Source organism: Allokutzneria multivorans (assembly GCF_039537405.1).
Classification (GTDB): domain Bacteria; phylum Actinomycetota; class Actinomycetes; order Mycobacteriales; family Pseudonocardiaceae; genus Allokutzneria; species Allokutzneria multivorans.
Genome location: NZ_BAABAL010000013.1, coordinates 138,291 through 160,500 on the forward strand (window position 1 = coordinate 138,291; position 22,210 = coordinate 160,500).

Consider the following 22,210-nt stretch of genomic DNA (forward strand, 5'->3'; position numbering starts at 1 on the left):
CGTGCACGGCGAGGAGCGATCCCGGAACGATCAGGAGATCCCGAACTCCTTACCGATCAGATCGAAGACTTCCTCATCCGTCGCTGATTCCAGATCAGCTCGTGCACCACCACTCGCGTCGACTGCCGAAAGAACCGCCTTGAGCCGGGAAGTGATTCGCTCTCTCGCCTCATCCGGAACCTTCGACATCAATTCTTGTTCCACCCGATCGAGATCAGCAAGTAGGGATTCCACTAGCTCTGCCCCGGTACCGGCTCCGACCTGCGCAAGCACGTGATCTGCGAGAACTCCGGGACTCGGATGGTCGAAGACCAGCGTGGCGGGCAGCGTCAGCCCGGTCGCCGCGGTCAGCCTGTTCCGCAGTTCCACCGAGGTCAGCGAGTCGAATCCGAGATCCTGGAAGGCCTGCGAAGGCTGAATGCGACGCGGCGATGAATGCCCGAGCACGCCCGCGACCTCGCCCAGCACCAGCTCCAGGACGACCTTGCGCCGCTCTCCGTCCCGCGCACCCGCGAGCCGGTCCGCGAGCGACACCGCCCTCGGAGCCGCCGCGCGCCTGGTCACCGACTTGGCCAGCCCACGGAGCACCGGCGCGACCGTCCCGCGCAACGCGGAGGGCTCCAGCCGTACCGGCGCGAGAACGGCCTCATCACCGCTGAGCGCCGCATCCAACAGGCGCAGGGCTTCCGTAACCGCCAACGGGAGCACACCGCTTCGGGCCATTCGCGCGAGATCCGCGTCAGCGAGACCATCGGTCATCGCGCCGGTCTGCTCCCAGACACCCCACGCGAGCGAAGTCGCGGGATATCCCTCGGATCGAAGCCGGCGCGCGAACGAATCGAGGAACGAGTTCGCCGCCGAATAGCTCGCCTGCCCCGCACTGCCCACGATTCCCGCGAAGGACGAGAACAACACGAATGCGGATAGACCCATTTCCTTGGTGTTCTTGTGCAGGTGCACCGCCGCGTCGACCTTGGGACGCAGCACGGTTTCCAGGCGCTCCGGCGTCAGGGAGCCGAGCACTCCGTCGTCGAGAACACCGGCCGTGTGCACGACCGCGCTGAGCGCCTTGTCGGCCAGCAGCTCCGCCACCGCGTCGCCGTCGCCGACGTCGCAGGCCGCCCATGTGACCTCGGCTCCCCACGCGGTCAGCTCGGCCTCCAGCTCGACAGCACCGGGCGCTTCCGCTCCGCGCCGGCTCACGAGGAGCAGGTGCCGCACACCGCGTTCGGACACGAGGTGCCGCGCGATCAGCCCGCCGAGCGCCCCGGACGCGCCGGTCACCAGCACGGTTCCGCCGCTGAGATCGGGCTCGTCCTGCGGTGTGACCGCCCGCTTCGCCAAGCGCGGCACCAAGATCTCGCCGTCGCGCAGAGCCGCCTGGTGCTCCCCCGCTTCGATGAGCGCGGGCACGGCTTCGGCCACCGCGTCGAGATCATCGGCTTCGACGAGCAGGATGCGGTCGGGGTTCTCCGACTGCGCAGACCGCAGCAGGCCGAAAGCCGCCGCGTGCGCGAGGTCGCCGTCCTTGCCGACCACGACCAGGCGCGCCGACCGCTCCTCCGCGAGCCACCACTGCGCCAGCGCGAGCGCGTCGGCAACCGCCTGCTGCACCCCGCCACTTCCATCGGGACATGCTGTGACCACCACGTCCCCATGGACAGGCGATGCGGCCAGCTCCGCGAGCCCCGAGCACCGGCGGACGTCGAGGGGCGTCCCCTCGGGCAGGCTGACCGGCTGCCAGTCCAATCCGAGCAGCACGCCTTCGCCCGAGCCCTGGAGCTGCTTCGCCGGAGCTCTGCGCAGGGTCAGCGACTCGACCGTCGCGACGAGCCCGCCCGCGTTGTCCGCGGCAACGAGCTTCACGGAGTCCTCGCCGACGCGGATCATCTTGATGCGCAAGGACGAAGCTCCGGAAGCGCGAACGCTCACGCCAGCCCACGCGAAGGGCAGCAGTGGCGCGTCGCCCACCTCCATCAGCCCACCGGCCGCGATCGCGTGCAACGCGGAGTCCAACAGCGCTGGGTGCACCGCGTAGGCGTCCTCGTGCTCCGAGATCTCCACTTCGGCGTACACCGCGTCGTCGCCGCGCCACACGCTCCGCAGGCCCTGGAAAGCAGGCCCGTACTCCAGCCCACTGCTGGCCAAGCCGTCGTAGAACTCAGTCAGGTCAACGGTTTCCGCGCGCGGCGGCCAAAGCCCGACCTCAGCGTCAGCGGGAGCGGTGTCGCTCAGGAAGCCCGTAGCGTGCCGCGTCCAGGAACCGTTGTCAGCGCTGGAATGCACGGCCAGCTCGCGGCGCCCGTTGACCTCGGCGCCGACCCACACCTGGAGCGCGACGCTGCCGTTCTCCGACAGCACGAGCGGCGCTTCCAGGGTCAGATCGTCGACCAGGGCGCACCCGACCTCATCCCCCGCGCGCACCGCCAGCTCCACGAACGCGGTCCCCGGCAAGATCGCCAGGCCGTTCACGACGTGGTCGGCGAGCCACGGGTGAGTGCGGAGTGAAACCTTGCCCATCAGCATGATCCCGCCGCTGCCCGGCAGTGCGACCGTCGCGCCGAGCAGCGGGTGCTCCGTCGCTTCGAGCCCGAGCCCGGTCGGCTGGCCGTCGTCCGCGTCCAGCCAGTAGCGCTCGTACTGGAAGGCATAGGTCGGCAGGTCGAGCGTGCGCTCGCCGGGGAAGAACGTGCTCCAGTCAACGTCGACGCCGCGCACGTGAGCCTCGCCCAGCGCACCGATGATCGCCTGCGGCTCCGGCCGGTCGGCGCGCAGTACCGGGATCGCCGTCACGTCGTCGAGCACGCCCTGCACGAGCGCGCTCAGCACTCCGCCGGGCCCGACCTCGACGAACGTGCTGACGCCTTCCGCGTGCAGCGTGCGCACCCCGTCGGCGAAACGCACCGCCTCCCGCACGTGCCGAACCCAGTACTCAACGGAATAGCGTTCCACCACAGACCCGGTCAACGTCGACACCACCGGAATCTCCGGCACCCGGAACTCAATCCCAGCCAACGCAGACGCGAACTTCTCCAACATCGGCTCCATCAACGGCGAATGGAACGCATGCGACACTTTGAGCCGGGACGACTTCCGGTCCGAGAACTGAGCAACGACCGCCAGCACGGCCTCTTCAACACCGGACAACACCACCGAGGTCGGCCCGTTGACAGCCGCGATCCCCACACCATCAGTCAGCAGCGGCAGAACCTCCTCCTCAGAGGCCTGCACCGCCACCATCGCCCCACCAGCAGGGAGCGCCTGCATCAACCGAGCCCGAGCAGAAACCAGCGCAGCCGCATCCTCCAGCGACAACACACCAGCCACATGAGCAGCCGCAATCTCACCAATCGAATGCCCAGCAACCACATCCGGACGCACGCCCCACGACTCAAGCAGGCGGAACAGCGCCACTTCCAGAGCGAACAGAGCAGGCTGAGCAACCCCCGTCTGATCCAGATCAGGCGACTTGACGTCCACCGTCAAGTACTTGACAGCCTCCGTCCAGGCCGAAGCAAACACCGGATACGTGTCGAACAACTCCTGCCCCATGCCGAGGCGCTGCGAGCCCTGGCCGGAGAAGACGAAGGCGACCTTGCCGGGGTTCTCCGGCGTGCCGCTCAGCCCAGTTCCCGAAGCGAGCGCCGTCAACGACTCGATCAACTCGGCCGAGGAAGCGCCCGCGACAACGGCCCTGTGCTCCAACGTCGCACGGGTCGTCGCCAAGGACCGGCCGACGTCCACCACGTCCTGATCATCCACAAAGGACAGGAGCCGCCGAGCCTGAGCACGCAGCGCCTCGGCGTCCTTCGCCGACAACACCCACGGCACGGGGCCCGCGACCGAGCCACCAGCAGCTTCGACCGCGGCCGGGGCCTGCTCGATGATCACGTGCGCGTTGGTGCCGGAGATGCCGAACGACGACACACCCGCACGGCGCGGAGCTTCACCCGAAGGCCACTCAACGGCCGAGGTCAGCAGCCGCACCGATCCGGCCGACCAGTCCACGTGCGAAGACGGCTCGTCGACGTGCAGCGTCTGCGGCAACACACCGTTGCGCAGCGCCATCACCATCTTGATCACACCACCGACACCCGCAGCGGCCTGCGAGTGCCCGATGTTCGACTTCAACGACCCCAGCCACAACGGCTGCGCGCGGTCCTTGCCGTAGGTCGCGATCAACGCCTGAGCCTCGATCGGATCACCAAGGCGGGTGCCGGTTCCGTGAGCCTCCACAGCGTCCACATCGGACGGTGAAAGCCCAGCCGAAGCCAACGCCGCACGGATCACCCTCTGCTGCGAAGGACCGTTCGGCGCCGTCAAGCCGTTCGACGCGCCATCGGAGTTGATCGCAGTTCCCCGCACCACAGCGAGGATGTTGTGCCCGTTGCGCTGCGCGTCGGAAAGCCGCTCCACGAGGAGCATGCCCGCGCCCTCCGACCAACCCGTGCCATCCGCGGCCTCGGCGAACGCCTTGCAGCGCCCGTCCATCGACAACCCGCGCTGGCGGCTGAACTCGATGAACGTCGACGGCGTCGCCATGACGGTGACCCCGCCGACGAGCGCCATCGAGCACTCACCGGTCCGCAGCGCCTGCGCCGCCAAGTGCAGTGCCACCAACGAGGACGAGCACGCGGTGTCCACGGTGAGCGCTGGCCCTTCGAAGCCCAGCGTGTACGCGACGCGCCCGGAGGCGATGCTGCCCGCACTACCGCTGCCCAGGTAGGCGTCCATGCCCTCCGGCGACACCTTCACCCGCGAGCCGTAGTCGTGGTACATGACCCCGGCGAACACGCCAACCTGGCTGCCTCGCAACGTACCCGGGTCGATCCCGGCGCGCTCGAGGGCCTCCCACGAGGTCTCCAACAGCAACCGTTGCTGCGGGTCCATCGCCAACGCCTCACGCGGGGAGATCCCGAAGAACCCGGCGTCGAACTCCGCCGCGTCGTGCAGGAACCCGCCCTCGCGCACGTAGGACTTGCCGGAGCGGTCAGGATCGGGGTCGTACAGGTTCTCCACGTCCCAACCACGGTCCTCCGGGAACCCGGAGATCGCGTCGCCACCGGAGAGCACCAAGCGCCACAAGTCTTCCGGCGACCGCACACCACCCGGGTACCGGCACGCCATGCCCACGATCGCGATCGGCTCATCGGTAGCGGCCTTCACCGCCACGGCGGCCTGCTCCTCCGACGCACCAAGCACTTCTTCGATGAGGAACTGCGCGAGCGCACCGGGCGTCGGGTAGTCGAAGACCATCGTCGCGGGCAGCCGCAACCCCGTCGCGGTGTTCAGCCGATTGCGCAGTTCCACCGAGGTCAGCGAGTCGAACCCGAGATCCTGGAACGCATGACCAGCCTGAACGACCTTGGTAGAAGTGTGACCGAGTACCGCCGCGACCTCAGTGCGCACGAGTTCGAGCACGACGCGATCCCGCTCAGCAGCGGGCAGCCCAGCAAGGCGCGTGCCCAAGGAGCCCTTCGGCGCCTGGGCGGCGCGACGCGTCGTGCGCAGAAGTCCGCGCAGCACTGCGGGAACGGCGTCATGGTGCTTCTCGGCGCTGAGCCGCACCGGAGCCACTACCGCGCGGTCCATCCCCAATGCCGCGTCGAAGAGCCGCAGTCCCTCGTCGGCGGAGATCGCGACAAGGCCCATGCGCTTGAGACGGTTCATGTCCACGCTGTCAAGGCGCTCGGCCATGCCGTTGCCCTGCTGCCACAAACCCCACGCCAGCGAGGTCGCGGGCAGCCCCTGCGCGCGGCGGTGCTGCGCGAAGGCGTCCAGGAATGCGTTCGCGGCGGCGTAGGCTCCCTGGCCCGCGCTGCCGAAGATGCCCGACACCGACGAGAACACCACGAACGCGGACAGGTCCTCAGTCAGCTCGTGCAGGTTCAGCACCGCGTCGATCTTCGGCCGGAACACGCCGTCGAGCCGTTCCGGGCTCAGCGAACCGATCACTCCGTCATCGAGCACCCCGGCGGTGTGCACGACAGCGCTGACCCTTTGCCCAGCAAGCACATCAGCCAGCGCATCACGATCCGCGACATCGCACGCCGCCCACGCGACGCTGGCACCAGCCGCTACGAGGTCAGCCTCCAGCTCGGCCGCGCCAGGGACAGCTCCCCCACGACGGCTCACCAGCAGCAGTTCCCGCACGCCGTGCTCAGCGACGAGGTGCCGCGCGATCACTCCGCCCAGCGCGCCGCCAGCTCCGGTCAGCAACACCGTTCCCGTGCCGAAGTCCGGCGTGCCCGCGTCCGCGTCCACCTTCGCCAGGCGCTGGACGAAGACCTCACCGTCGCGCACGGCCGCTTCCGGCTCGCCCGCCGCGATCAAGCCCGGCAGCACGGGAAGCACCTCGGCCGTGTTCTCCGCTTCCACCAACACAAATCGATCCGGGTTCTCCGACTGCGCCGTACGGACGAGCCCGCGCACGGCCGCGTGTGCGAGGTCGCCAGGCCGCGTCACGAGCACCAGCCGCGAGGAGTGCTCCTCACTCAGCCAGGCCTGGAGCGCCGCCAGAACCGCACCCGTGACCTCGCGAACCCCGCCTTCAGCCGGGCACGGCACCACCACCGCGTCCGGCACGGACGCCAGCGAGCCGATCTCCGAAAGGTCCACAATGGACTCAGCTGAAATGTCCTGAGTGGACGATCCGGTGAACGGCGTCCAACGGGGCTCGAACAGCGAATCGGAGCGGGCCCGCAGCTGGTCCGCGCGCACGGCCCGAAGCGTCAGCGACTCGACCGAAGCCACGAGGTCCCCGGCCCCGTCGACGGCGACCAGCGACACCGAATCGGCCCCAGCGCGTGAAAGCTTGACGCGCACAGCGGCGGCTCCGCTCGCGTGGACGGTGACACCCGCCCATGAGAACGGCAACATCGGCCCCTCGTCGAGCGTGATCAGCCCACCAGCGGCGATCGCGTGCAACGCCGCGTCCAGCAACGCCGGGTGGAGCGCGTAGTCCTCCTGGTCGTCGATCTCGACCTCGGCGAAGACGTCCTCGCCATCACGCCACACCGAGCGCAAGCCCTGGAACGCCGCGCCGTACACCAGTCCTCGCGAGGCGAAGTCGTCATAGAACCCTTCCAGGTCAACCACTTCGGCGTTCTCGACGGTGAAGCTCGCATCGACCTGAGCGGCCCGCGAAGTCAGCGCACCGGTCGCGTGACGCACCCACGTGGTGCCCTCAGCCGACGAGTAGATCGCGAGATCACGGCGGCCGTTCTCCTCCGCGCTCACCGAGACCTGGAGCGCCACGCCGTCGTTCTCCGGCAGCACCAGCGGGACTTCGAGCGTCAGGTCCTCCACCGTGCCGCAGCCGACCTCCTCGCCCGCGCGCACCGCCAGCTCGACGAACGCGGTCCCTGGCAGGACGACCACACCGTTGACCGCGTGATCGGCGAGCCACGGGTGCGTGCGCAGCGACACGCGGCCGGTCAGCAGCACGCCCCCGTTGTCGGCTGTGACAGTCGCCGCGCCAAGCATCGGGTGATCGGCCGAGCCCAGACCGGCTTCACGCACGTCACCACGGTCCTGCGGGGCGTCGAGCCAGAACCGCTCACGCTGGAAGGCGTAGGTCGGCAGGTCGATCTTCGCCCCACCGAACGCGCTCCAGTCCACCCGCACTCCGTGTGCGTGCGCCTGCCCGACAGCCGTGGAGATCGCCTCCGGCTCCGGCCGGTCGGCACGCAGTACCGGAATCGCCGCCACATCTTCGAGCACGCCCTGCACCAGCGCACTCAGCACCGCGCCCGGTCCCACCTCGACGAACTTGGTGACACCGCGCCCGCGCATGGTTCGCACACCATCCGCGAACCGCACCGCCTCGCGCACATGCCGAACCCAGTACTCAACGGAATAGCGTTCCACCACAGACCCGGTCAACGTCGACACCACCGGAATCTCCGGCTCGTGGAACTCAATCCCAGCCAGAGCCGCAGCGAACTCCTCCAGCATCGGCTCCATCAACGGCGAATGAAACGCATGCGACACCTTCAACCGCGACGACTTGCGATCCGGGAACTGCGCGACCACCGCCAGCACAGCCTCTTCGTCACCGGACAGCACCACCGAAGACGGCCCGTTGATCGCCGCGATCCCCACACCGTCAGTCAGCAGCGGCAGAACCTCCTCCTCCGAGGCCTGCACCGCCACCATCGCCCCACCCATGGGCAACGCCTGCATGAGCCGAGCACGAGCAGAAACCAGCGCAGCCGCATCCTCCAACGACAGAACACCCGAGACATGAGCAGCAGCGATCTCACCAATGGAGTGGCCCGCGACCACATCCGGCCGCACACCCCACGACTCCAACAACCGGAACAACGCAACTTCAAGAGCGAACAAGGCAGGTTGAGCGTTGCCGGTCTGATCCAGATCAGGTGACTTGACGTCCACCGTCAAGTACTTGACAGCCTCCGTCCAGGCCGCAGCGAACACCGGATACGCCTCGAACAGCTCAGCACCCATACCGACGCGCTGCGAACCCTGGCCAGAGAACACGAAGCCGAGCTTGCCGCCCACCGCAGCGGTCACAGGCGCCGAACCGGACGCCAAAGCCTCCAGTCCACCGCGCACGTCACCGGCGACGACCGCGTGGTGCTCCATCACGGACCGAGTGGTCGCCAACGAGAACCCGACATCGGCCGGATCAGCAGAGTCCACAAAGGACAGCAGCTGACGCGCGCTCTCCCGAACGGCCTCGGCGTCACGAGCGGAGATCACCCACGGCACCGGCCCAGTAGATACAGAAGCCCTTGCCACGACCGGAGCGGCCTGCTCAACGATCACGTGCGCGTTGGTCCCCGACACGCCGAAGGACGACACACCAGCCCGACGCGGACGATCCACCGACGGCCACGGCACGGACTCGGTCAACAGCTGAACATCGCCGGCCGACCAGTCCACGTGCGAAGACGGCTCCTCGATGTGCAGCGTCTGCGGCAACACACCGTGCCGCAGAGCCATCACCATCTTGATCACGCCGCCAACACCGGCCGCCGCCTGCGAATGCCCGATGTTCGACTTCAACGACCCCAACCACAGCGGCTGCGACCGATCCTGACCGTACGTCGCGAGAACCGCCTGCGCCTCAATCGGATCGCCGAGCCGCGTGCCCGTTCCGTGAGCCTCCACAGCGTCCACATCGGACGGAGCAAGCCCAGCCGAAGCCAACGCCGCACGAATTACCCGCTGCTGCGAAGGGCCATTCGGAGCAGTCAAACCGTTCGACGCACCATCCTGGTTGACGGCCGAACCTCGCACCACAGCAAGCACTTCGTGCCCGTTGCGCACAGCGTCGGACAGCCGCTCGACGAGCAGCATGCCCGCACCCTCAGCCCAACCAGTGCCGTCCGCGCCCTCGGAGAACGCCTTGCACCGACCATCGGCCGCGAGCCCGCGCTGACGGCTGAACTCCACGAACACCGCCGGGCTCGCCATCACCGTGACACCACCGACAAGCGCCATCGAGCACTCGCCGTTGCGCAGAGCCTGAGCCGCCAAATGCAGTGCCACCAACGAAGACGAGCACGCAGTGTCCACAGTGACCGCAGGGCCTTCAAGCCCGAACGTGTAAGCCACGCGGCCAGACGCGACACTGCCCGCGCTGCCGTTGATGAGATAGCCCTCAAGGCCCTCCGGCGAGGTCCGCACCCGCCCGCCGTAGTCGTGGTACATCACTCCGGCGAACACTCCGGTTTGGCTTCCCCGCAAGGAAACCGGGTCGATCCCGGCGCGCTCGAACGCCTCCCACGAGGTCTCCAACAGCAGCCGCTGCTGCGGGTCCATCGCCAGCGCTTCACGCGGAGAGATCCCGAAGAAACCCGCGTCGAAGTCCGCCGCGTCGTAGAGGAATCCGCCCTCGCGGGTGTAGCTCTTGCCCCACTGCTCGGGGTCGGGGTCGTAAAGGTTCTCCACGTCCCAACCACGGTCCTCCGGGAATCCCGACACCGCGTCGCGACCGGAGAACACCAAGCGCCACAAGTCTTCCGGCGACCGCACACCACCCGGGTACCGGCACGCCATGCCCACGATCGCGATCGGCTCGTCGGCGGCGGCCTTGACGACCACGGGCTTGTCCGAAACGGCCGTGTCCGCGTCGAGGAACCGCGCGAGCGCACCCGGCGACGGGTGATCGAAAACGAGCGTGGCGGGCAGCCGCATCCCCGTCGCCGCGTTCAGCCGGTTGCGCAGCTCGACCGAGGTCAGCGAGTCGAAACCGATGTCCCGGAACGAATTCTCCGTACCGATGGATGCGGCGTCGGCATGCCCGAGCACTGCGGCGACCTCAGCACGGACCAGCTCCAGGACCGCCTCCGAGCGCTGCTCCGCTGACAGACCCGCCAGTCGTCCAGCGAGCCCGGAAACAGCGGTGGCGGCCTTCGCGGTCCGGCGGGAGACACCGCGCACGACCTTGCGCAGGAGCGGCGGAACCGTTGCGCCACCTTGGAAAACGCTCTTGTCCAAGCGCACAGGAACCACGACGGCGTTCTCGGCGGCAAGTGCGGCGTCGAAGAGCCGCAGGCCCTCCTCTTCCTGGATCGCCGCGATGCCCATCCGTCGGATGCGCGTGATGTCGGCCTGGCCGAGCGTCCCGGCCATCGCGCTCTCCTGCTCCCACAGGCCCCACGCGAGCGAGGTCCCCGGCAGCCCCTCCTCCCTGCGCAGCTCGGCGAGCGCGTCGAGGAAGGAGTTGGCCGCCGCGTAGTTGCCCTGCCCCGGCGTGCCCAGCGTGCCCGCGACGGAGGAGAACATCACGAACGCCGAGAGCCCGCTGGTCAGCTCGTGCAGGTTCAGCGCGGCGTCGATCTTCGGCCGGAACACCCTGGTCAGGCGCTCGGCGGTGAGCGACCCGATCACGCCGTCGTCCAGCACGCCTGCGACGTGCACGACGGCGGACAGCTCGTGCCCCGCCAGCAGCGACGCGAGCGCGTCCCGGTCTCCGACGTCACAGGCCGCCCACGTCACGTCGGCGCCGCGCGCGGTCAGCTCGGCCGCGAGCGTCACCGCGCCGGGAGCTTCGCCACCACGCCTGCTCACCAGCAGCAAGCGCCGAACTCCGTGCTGGGTGACGAGATGCTTCGCGATGAGCGCGCCGAGTCCACCCGACGCGCCGGTCACCAGCACGGTGCCGCTGCCGAAGTCCTGGGGTTGCGCGCCCGGCGTGATCTTGCCGAGCCTCGGCACGCGGACCTCGCCCTCGCGCACGGCCACCTGCTGCTCGCCGGAAGCGATCACCCCGGGCAGCGCGAGCACGGAGTCCACCGCGTCGTCCACGTCGATGAGCAGCACGCGGTCCGGGTTCTCCGTCTGCGCCGAGCGCACCAGTCCCCACACCGCGGCCTGGGCGATGTCGTGCGCGGCGGTGACGATCGCCAGGCGCGCCGGGCGTTCCTCGGACAGCCACCACTGAAGCAACTCCAGCGTTCGCGCCGTCGACTGCCGCACGCGCTCGGCGGTGTTGGAGCTGCTTCCCGCCGGGCAAGCCACGAAGACGACATCGTGGTCGCCCTCTTCGGTGTACGGCACAACGGAAATGCCCGCGTCTGCCAGTATCTCCGCCAGGTGCAGGCTGTCGCTGAGCACCGCCCAGTTCGGCCGTTCGACAGCAGGAGCGACCGTGATCGGCGTCCACTCCACGCCGTACAGCGAGTCCGTCGAAGCCTCACGCAGTCCTTCGGCCGCAAAGGGACGTAGGGTGAGTCCGTCCACAGTGGCCACTGGCTCGCCCACACCGTCGCCGAGCACCAGCGACACGGTGTCCGCGCTTTCGCGAGTCACCTTGACGCGCAAGGTCGTCGCGCCCGCCGCGCTCAGCCGCACACCGCTCCACGCGAACGGCAGCAGCCCGCGCCCGTTCGCGTCCGGCTCGATCGCACCGAGCCACACCGCGTGCAGCGCGGCGTCGAACAGCGCCGGGTGCAGGCCGAAGTCGCCCTGCGAGTCAGGCACCTCGATCTCGGCGTAGTAGGCGTCAGCCGTCCGCCACGCCGCTCGCAGGCCACGGAACGCCGGGCCGTAGTCCAGCCCCATGTCCGCGAGCCGCCCGTAGAAGCCCGACACGTCAATGCTCTCACCCGCAGGCGGCCACTCGGCAAGATCACGCTCGGCGCCGTCCACAGTGGACACCAGGCCGGAGGCGTTGCGCACCCATGGCCGCTCGTCATCGGCCCGGGAGTGCACGGACACCGAGCGGCGACCGTCCGCTTCCTCAGGCCCGACGAGCACCTGCAACGCCACGCTCCCCCGTCGAGGCAGGATGAGCGGAGCTTCCAGGGTCAGCTCGTCCACCGTCGCGCAGCCCACCGCGTCGGCCGCGGTGATCGCGAGTTCCATGATCGCGGTACCGGGTACCACGACCACGCCGCCCACGGTGTGGTCCGCGAGCCACGGGTGCGAGTCGAGGGAAACGCTGCCCGACAGCACGCGTCCGTCGTTGTCCGCCAAGGTCGCCACGGCGCCGAGCAACGCGTGCCCGGTCTCTTGCAGGCCGACCGCGCGCATGTCACCCGCGGCGGAGTTCGTGTTCAGCCAGTAACGCTCGCGCTGGAACGCGTACGTCGGCAGTTCGATCGTCCGCGCTCCGGGGAACACGGCCGACCACTCAGGACGGACGCCGTTCGCGTACAGCTCGCCCAGCGCGGTCGTGATCGCTTGCGGCTCCGGCCGGTCGGCGCGCAGCACCGGCACCGTCACCACATCGTCGAGCACACCCTGCACGAGCGCGCTCAGCACGCCACCCGGCCCGACCTCCACGAAGCGAGTCACGCCACGCTCGTGCAGCGTCCGCACTCCGTCCGCGAAGCGCACCGCCTCCCGCACATGCCGAACCCAGTACCCGACGGAATAGCGTTCCACCACAGACCCGGTCAACGTTGACACCACCGGAATCTCCGGCTCGTGGAAGGTGACCCCCGCCAGCTCAGCCGCGAACTCCTCCAGCATCGGCTCCATCAACGGCGAATGGAACGCGTGCGACACCTTCAACCGCGAGGTCTTGCGTCCCTGCTCCGCAAACGCCGAAGCGATGTCCGCGACCGCGATCTCATCCCCGGAGACCACCACCGACTGCGGCCCGTTGATCGCCGCGATCCCCACCCCGTCGACCAACAGCGGCAGCACCTCCTCCTCCGAGGCCTGCACCGCCACCATCGCCCCACCCGACGGCAACGCCTGCATCAACCGAGCCCTCGCACTGACTAGAGCCGCCGCATCCTTCAACGACAGAACGCCAGCCACATGAGCAGCCGCAATCTCACCAATCGAGTGGCCCGCCACCACGTCCGGCCGCACGCCCCACGACTCAAGCAGGCGGAACAGCGCCACTTCCAGAGCGAACAGAGCAGGCTGAGCAATCCCCGTCTGATCCAGATCGGGTGACTTGACGTCCACCGTCAAGTACTTGACGGCCTCCGTCCAGGCCGAAGCGAACACCGGATAAGCCTCGAACAACTCCGCACCCATGCCGAGCCGCTGCGAGCCCTGGCCGGAGAAGACGAACGCCACCTTGCCCTGGCCACTCCGAACGATCGACCCGGAACCTTCCGCGAGCGCCCGCACACCGGAGATCAGCTCGGCCTGGCTCTCCCCGACGACGGCGGCACGGTAGTCCAACCCGGCACGCGTCGTAGCGAGCGAAAGCCCAACGTCAGCAGGGTGATGACCGTCCACAACGGACAGAAGACGGGCGGCCTGCGAGCGAACCGCCGCCTCGGTCTTGCCCGAGAGAACCCACGGGACGACCGCTTCCCCGGCCGAAGACGGCACCTCCGAAGTAGCGGGCACCCCTTCAACGATCACGTGCGCGTTGGTGCCGGAGATCCCGAACGACGACACACCAGCCCGGCGCGCACCATCACGCGAAGGCCACTCCACTTGCGAAGTCAGCAGCGACATCGCGCCCGACGACCAGTCCACGTGCGACGTCGGGGCGTCCACGTGCAGCGTCGGCGGCAACACGCCATGACGCATGGCCTGCACCATCTTGATCACACCCGCGACACCGGCAGCCGCCTGCGTGTGCCCGATGTTGGACTTGATCGAGCCGAGGAACAACGGCTCCGACCGATCCTGACCGTAGGTGGCCAAGAGCGCTTGCGCCTCAATGGGATCGCCGAGCTTGGTGCCCGTACCGTGCGCCTCCACAGCGTCCACATCGGACGGAGCAAGCCCAGCCGAAGCCAACGCCGCACGAATCACCCGCTGCTGCGAAGGACCATTCGGCGCCGTCAACCCATTCGACGCACCATCCTGATTCACCGCCGAACCTCGCACCACAGCAAGGACTTCGTGCCCGTTGCGCAGAGCGTCCGAGAGCCGCTCCACCAACAGCAGGCCGACGCCCTCGCCCCAACCGGTGCCGTCAGCGCCCTCGGCGAAGGCCTTGCAACGGCCGTTCGGGGACAGTCCGCGCTGCCGGGAGAACTCAACGAACATGTTGGGCGTGGTCATAACGGTGACACCGCCGGCCAACGCCATCGAGCACTCGCCGTTGCGCAGGGCCTGAGCCGCCAAGTGCAGTGCCACCAACGAGGACGAGCACGCGGTGTCCACGGTCAGCGCGGGACCTTCGAGCCCGAAGGCGTAAGAGAGGCGGCCGGACACCACGGACGCGGCCTTGCCGGTCAGCAGGTAGCCCTCGATCTCCTCCGGCGCTCTGCGCATCCCGCTCGCGTAGTCCTGGCCGTTCGTGCCGATGAACACGCCGGTACGGTGCCCGCGAACGGAAGTCGGGTCGATCCCGGCGCGCTCGAACGCCTCCCACGCGGTCTCCAGCAGCAAGCGTTGCTGCGGGTCCATCGCGAGCGCTTCGCGGGGCGAGATCCCGAACAGCGCGGCGTCGAACCGGTCGGCGTTGTCGATGAATCCGCCGTCGCACGAGTAGGTCTTGCCGGAGCGGTCGGGATCCGGGTCGTACAGCGCGGCCGTGTCCCACCCACGGTTCTCGGGGAAGCCGGTCACCGCGTCACGCCCGGAGATCAGCAGCTCCCACAGCTGCTCCGGCGACTCGACACCGCCCGGGAAACGGCAGCTCATCGCGACGATCGCGATCGGCTCGTCGGAGGCGGACACCGTGGCGGCGGACTCCGAGGCGGTGCCTTCGCCCAGCAGCTCCGCGCGCAGGTGGCCGATCAGCGCGGTCGGTGTCGGGTAGTCGAAGACCAGCGTCGCGGACAGCGTCAGACCGGTGGCCACCGCGAGCCGGTTGCGCAGCTCGATCGCGGTCAGCGATTCGAACCCGGCTTCGCGGAACGTTCCTCCGGGGTCAAGGGAAGCGCTGCCGGAGAGGCCGAGCACCGTGACGGCCTGCTCCTCCACCAGGTTCAGCAGCAGGCGCTCCTGCTCAGCCTGCGAAACCCGCGACAACCGCGCGGCCAGCTCCGACACCGGAAGCACAATCGCGGGAGCGCGCCGGTCCAAGATCTCGCGAGCCTCCGGCACGCCGCGCAACAGCGGGCACGGCCGAGTCGTCACGAACGCGGGAACGAACCGCTCCCACTCCACATCGGCCACGACGACCGTCGACTCACCCGCGCTCAGCGCACCGGATAGCGCGGAAAGCGCTGGTGCTGCGGCAATTCCCCGCACACCGCGTCGCAGCAGGTGCTCGCCGACCGCGCCGTCCGCCATGCCGCCGTCGGCCCAAGCACCCCACGCGACGGCCAGTGCGGGCAGCCCGTCGGCGCGCCGCTGCTCCGCCAGCGCGTCCAGGAACGCGTTCGCAGCCGCATAAGCCCCCTGGCCGCCGTTGCCCCAGACGCCGACCATCGACGAGAACAGCACGAACGCATCAAGATCACTGGTCAGCTCGTGCAGGTTGATCGCCGCGTCCACCTTGGGGCGCAGCACGTTCGCCAGGCGCTCCGCCGTCAGCGACTCGACCAGCCCATCGTCGAGAACACCGGCCGCGTGCACGACGGCGTTCACCGGGTGCTCGGCGAGCAGGTCCGAGAGCGCGTCCCGGTCCGCCGCGTCGCAGGCTGCCACGGTGACCGCAACGCCGAGTTCTTCCAGCTCTGCCTTGAGCTCCGCCGCACCGGGCGCGTCCAGCCCACGACGACTGGTCAGCAGCAGGTGTTCGGCGCCATTCCCGGCGAGCCACCGCGAGACGTGCCCGCCGAGGGCTCCCGTACCGCCGGTGATCAGCACTGTTCCGCGCGGCTTCCAGTCCTTTGTGGACACTCCGCTGCGCGGCGCGCGAACGATCCTGCGCCCGAACACGCCGTCAGAGCGGAGCGAGAGCTGGTCTTCCTCGTTCTGCGCCAAAGCCGACGCCAACGCGCTGAAGTCGACGTTGGCCGGGAGGTCGATGAGCCCGCCCCACCGCTCCGGCTGCTCCAGAGCGACGACCCGCCCCAGACCCCACACCTGTGCGGCCTCGGGACTGTTCCCTGTCGTCAAGCACCACAACCGCGCGTCAAATCCCGCATCGCCCATGGCCTGCGTGAGCAGTGCCGTGCGCCAAGTCGAGGCACCCGCGAACACCACGCCCGCGACCGCCCCGGCCTCGGTGAGCTGCGCCGCAAGCTCCTCGCGCGAGCCAGCCGGGACAAGCGACGTCAGGTCGACCCCACGCTCCGCCAGCCCAGCCTGCACCTCATCAGCCCACGAAGTCCCATCGCCGACGAACACCCACTGACCGCCCGGCACAGCCGCAGGAAGCGTCACGGAGTGCCACGAGACCCGGTAACGCCAGTCGTCCACAGCGGACCGCGCGGCACCCGAGCGAGGCGTGTCCAGCCAGAAGCGCTCCTGCTGGAAGGCGTACGTCGGCAGGTCGACCTTGCGAGCGCCCGCGTAGACCTTGCCCCAGTCAACGCCGACGCCGTGCACGTGCAGCTGGCCGAGCGCCGAGGTGATCGCGTGCGACTCCGCCCGCTCGGCGCGCAGCACCGGCACCGCGACCGCGTCGTCCAGCACGCCCTGCACCATCGCGGAGAGCACTCCGCCCGGCCCGACCTCCACGAACCGCGTCACGCCCTGGTCACGCAACGTCCGCACCCCGTCGGCGAAACGCACCGCCTCACGCACATGCCGAACCCAGTACTCAACGGAATAGCGTTCCACCCCAGACCCGGTCAACGTCGACACAACCGGAATCCGCGGCGCTCGGAACTCAATCCCAGCCAGCTCAGCGGCGAACTCCGCCAGCATCGGTTCCATCAACGGCGAGTGGAACGCGTGCGACACCTTCAACCGCGACGACTTCCGGTCCGAGAACTGAGCCACAACCCCCAGCACAGCCTCTTCAACACCCGACAACACCACCGAAGACGGCCCGTTGACAGCCGCGATCCCGACGCCTTCGACCAGCAGCGGCAACACCTCCTCCTCGGAAGCCTGCACCGCTACCATCGCCCCACCAGCCGGGAGCGCCTGCATCAACCGAGCCCGAGCAGAAACCAGCGCCGCCGCATCCTCCAACGACAGAACCCCAGCCACATGAGCAGCAGCAATCTCACCGATCGAGTGGCCCGACACCACGTCCGGACGCACACCCCACGACTCAAGCAGCCGGAACAGAGCCACCTCAAGTGCAAACAACGCAGGCTGAGCAACCCCGGTCTGATCCAGATCGGGTGACTTGACGTCCACCGTCAAGTACTTGACGGCCTCCGTCCAGGCCGAAGCGAACACCGGATAAGCCTCGAACAGCTCAGCACCCATGCCGAGCCGCTGCGAACCCTGACCGGAGAACACGAACGCGGTCTTGCCGGAGCGAACGGACGACACGTCGACGGCACGCAGTCCCTCGATCAGCTCCTCGGCCGACGAGCCGACGACGACCGCACGCCGATCCCAAGCCGACCGCGTCGTCGCCAGCGACAGCGCCACGTCAGCCGGAGACACCGACGAGTCCACGAAGGACGCGAGCCGCGCGGCCTGAGCGCGAACGGCCGCATCGGTCTTGCCGGAGAGCACCCACGCCACCGGCCCGCGCTCCGCGACAGCGGCGGGCTCCGCGACGGGGCCGGCCTCCAAGATCACGTGGGCGTTGGTGCCGGAGATGCCGAACGACGACACGCCAGCTCGACGAGGAGCACCGTGCGCAGGCCACTCCACCTGTGAGGTCAGCAACGACACCGAGCCCGCCGACCAGTCGACGTGCGAAGTCGGCAACTCCACGTGCAGGGTCTGCGGCAGCAAGCCGTGACGCATGGCCTGAACCATCTTGATCACACCGGCGACACCGGCAGCCGCCTGCGTGTGCCCGATGTTCGACTTCAACGACCCCAGCCACAGCGGTTGCCCACGATCACGGCCGTAGGTCGCGATGATCGCCTCGGCCTCGATCGGATCGCCGAGCCGCGTGCCCGTTCCGTGCGCCTCCACAGCGTCCACATCGGACGGACGCAACCCCGCAGACGCCAACGCCTGACGAATCACCCGCTGCTGCGAAGGACCGTTCGGCGCCGTCAAACCGTTCGAAGCACCATCCTGGTTCACCGCCGAACCACGAACGACAGCAAGCACCTCGCGCCCATTGCGGACAGCGTCGGAAAGCCGCTCCACCAGGAGCACCGCGACGCCCTCGGACCACCCCGTGCCATCGGCGTTGTCGGAGAAAGCCTTGCAGCGGCCGTCCGGCGACAACCCGCCCTGGTGGCCGAACTCGACGAACATGCCGGGCGTGGACATCACCATCACGCCACCGGCCAGCGCCAACGAGCACTCACCGCTACGCAGCGACTGCACGGCCAAGTGCAGCGCTACCAACGACGACGAGCACGCCGTGTCCACGGTGACCGCAGGGCCTTCGAGGCCGAGCGTGTACGCGACCCTGCCCGAAATGATGCTCGCCGAGGAGCCGGTGAGCAGGTGCCCTTCGGTGCCTTCGACCGGCTCGTGCAGGCGGGGGCCGTAGTCCTGCGCCGTCGCGCCGATGAACACGCCGGAACGGCTGCCGCGCAACGAGGCCGGGACGATGCCCGCGCGCTCGAACGCCTCCCACGCCGTCTCCAGGACGAGGCGCTGCTGCGGGTCGGTCGCGGTCGCCTCGCGCGGGCTGATGCCGAAGAACGCCGCGTCGAAGTTCGCAGCGTCGTGCAGGAAGCCCCCCTGACCGGGGCCGAGGTCCCATCCCCGGTCGTCGGGGAAGCCGGAGATGGCATCGCCGCCGGAGGCAACGAGCCGCCACAGGTCTTCTGGCGAGCGCACACCACCTGGCAGGCGGCAGCTCATCCCGATGATCGCGATCGGCTCGTCCGGCGCCGCAGCGACGACAGTGTCCACATCGGACTCAAGTCCGCGCGACGAAGCGTGCAGGTGACGCGCCAACGCATCGGGGGTCGGGTGGTCGAACAGCAGTCCGCTCGGCAGGCGCAGTCCGGTGGCCGTGGTCAACCGGTTCCGCAGCTCGACGGCGCTCAGCGAGTCGAAGCCGAGGTCCTTGAACGTCAGCTCGGCGTCGATCTCGCTCGCGTCCGCGTGCCCGAGCACGGCGGCGATGTGCGCGCGCACCAGCTTCTCCGCCGCGGCCTCGTCCTGGACCCGCGACGCGCTCGCCGATGGAGCCGCGTCGCCGGACACACCCCCCAGCCAGTGCCGCCGACGATCGAAGGCGTAGGTCGGCAGCGGAACCCGCCGCGCGCCACGAGCGGCGAACAGGCCGGGCAGATCAACCTCGACACCGTGAACGTGCAGGGCCGCCAACGCGGACAGCGCGGCATGAGCCTCAGGTTGTTTGGCACGCAAAGAAGGCACGAACAACGCTTCGTCGGTGACGCATCCACGCGCGAGCGCGGTCAGCACACCACCCGGACCGAGCTCGACGAAGGTCCGGACGCCGCGCCCGGCCAGCACGGAGACGCCGTCGCTGAACCGAACGGCTCGCCGCACGTGGCGAACCCAGTACTCGGCCGAGTACTCCGAGACGATCTCACCATCCACATTGGACACGATCGGGAGCTGAGGAGCCGTGAAGGTGAGCCCTTCCGCGACGCGCCGGAACTCCTCCAGCATCGGCTCCATGTGCGGCGAGTGAAAGGCGTGCGACACCCGCAACCGCGAGGTCTTGCGGTCCCCGAACTGAGCCACAACCTCAAGAACCGCGTCTTCGGAACCCGAAAGCACCACCGACGAAGGCCCGTTGACCGCCGCGATCCCCACATCGGGAGTCAGCAGCGGCGTCACCTCGGCCTCGGTCGCCTGGACAGCGACCATCGCCCCACCGGAAGGCAGAGCCTGCATGAGCCGACCGCGAGCCGCAACGAGCGCGCACGCGTCAGAAAGCGAAAGCGCCCCCGCGACGTGCGCGGCGGCGATCTCACCGACGGAGTGCCCCATCAGGTAGTCCGGTGCTACGCCCCAGCTCTTCAGCAGCCGGAACAACGCGACCTCGATCGCGAACAGCGAGGTCTGCGTGTAGAGCGTCTGGTCGAGCTGCTCCCCCTCGGCGAACATCACCTCGCGCAACGGCCGCGGCAGCCGGGGATCGAGTTCCGCGCAGACCTCGTCCAGCGCCGAGGCGAACACCGGGAAGGTCTCGTATAGCTCGCGCCCCATGCCCGCGCGCTGAGAACCCTGACCGGAGAACAGGAACGCGACCGGCGCGGCGTCCTGCACGCGCCCGGTGATCAGCCCGGCGTCCGCACCGCCCTCGCTCAGTTCGCGCAGTCCGCGCAGCAGCGACGCACGGTCCGCACCGACCACAACGGCTCGGTGCGGGAAGGCGGTGCGTGTCGTCGCCAACGAGAACGCTAGATCGACTTCACGGAAATCGGCGAGGTGCGAAGCCAGCGCCGCAGCCTGCGCGGGCAGCGCCGAAGCGGTCTTGGCCGACAACGCCAGCGCCACCGGAGCCGGTCCCGGATCGCCGGGCTCATCGGGGGCCGCCACCTGGTGCTCGGCGAGCACCAGGTGGCAGTTCGTGCCGCCCATGCCGAACGAGCTGACGCCGGCGACCCGCGCGCTCTCCCACGCGCCGAACTCCGTGCGAACGCGGAGATTCAGCTCCTCCAACGCAATCTCGGGGTTCGGGGTGCGGAAGTTCAGGCTCGGCGGCAGCGCGCGGTTGCGCAGCGCGAGGGCGACCTTCAGGAAGCCGGTGATGCCCGCCGCGCCTTCGAGGTGGCCGACGTTGGTCTTCACCGAGCCCACGAACAACGGGTCCGCCGGGTCGCGCGCCGCGCCGAGCACCGCGCCCAGCGCAGCCGCCTCGACCGGGTCACCGGCCTTGGTGCCGGTGCCGTGCAGCTCCACGTATCCGACCTCGGCCGGATCGGTCCGCGCGCGCTCGTAGGCCAGCCACAGGACTTCCTCCTGCCCGACCCGCGACGGCACGGTGAGCCCTTCGCCCCCGCCGTCGTTGTTGACCGCGCCGCCGCGCACCACGCAGTAGATGTCGTCGCCGTCTGCGAGCGCGGCCGGGAGCGGCTTGAGCACGACGACGCCGCCGCCCTCGCCGCGCGCGTAGCCGTTCGCGCGCTCGTCGAAGGTGAAGCAGCGCCCGTCCGGGGAGAGCCCGCCGAACTTCACCGACCGTTCGGTGCTCTCCGGCGCGATGATCAGGTTCACGCCACCGGCGAGCGCGACTGTCGATTCCCCCTTGCGCAGGCTCTCGCAGGCCAGGTGCACGGAAACGAGCGAAGAGGATTGTCCGGAATCCACCGTGAAACTGGGACCGGTGAGCCCGAGAAAATAAGAAACGCGATTCGCGAGAATGCTCCTGTGCAGCCCGGTGACGGTGTGCGAGGACACCGCGTCCGGCCCGGAGCGGCCGACGAGGGTGGCGTAGTCGTCCCAGATCGCGCCGACGAAGGCCGCGGTGCGGGTGCCGCGCAGCGATTCCGGCCGCAGGTGCGCGTCCTCCAGCGCCTCCCAGCACAGCTCCAGCACGAGCCGCTGCTGCGGGTCCATCGCGGCGGCTTCCCGAGGTGAGATGCCGAAGAAGCCCGCGTCGAAGGCGTCGATCCGGTCCAGGAAGCCGCCGCGCCCGGCCGGGGCGGAGCCGTCCCAGCGCTCGGCGGGCGGCTCGCTCGTGGCGTCGACTCCGTCCCGGAGCAGGCTCCAGAAGGCGGAGGGCCCGGAAGCCCCCGGCAGGCGACAGGCGAGCCCGATGACGGCGATCTCGTCACCGGAGTCCTGTCGGTCCACGGCCCCGTTGATTCCGGACTCGCCCATAATGCGCTCCACCCAACCACGCGTGAACAACAAAGTAGAAGCGATGCGACACTAACCACCGCTTCCGCAGTTCAGCGCGGCCTCAGAA

At 69.1% G+C, this 22,210-nt stretch carries 1 protein-coding gene; it reads right to left on the reverse strand.

Annotated features, from left to right (window positions below):
- Window positions 1-30: 30 nt before the first annotated feature.
- Window positions 31-22,122, reverse strand: a complete 22,092-nt coding sequence (locus tag ABD798_RS18795) for an SDR family NAD(P)-dependent oxidoreductase (RefSeq protein ID WP_344876530.1) — start codon at window positions 22,120-22,122, stop codon at window positions 31-33.
- Between the last annotated feature and the right edge of the window lie 88 nt (window positions 22,123-22,210).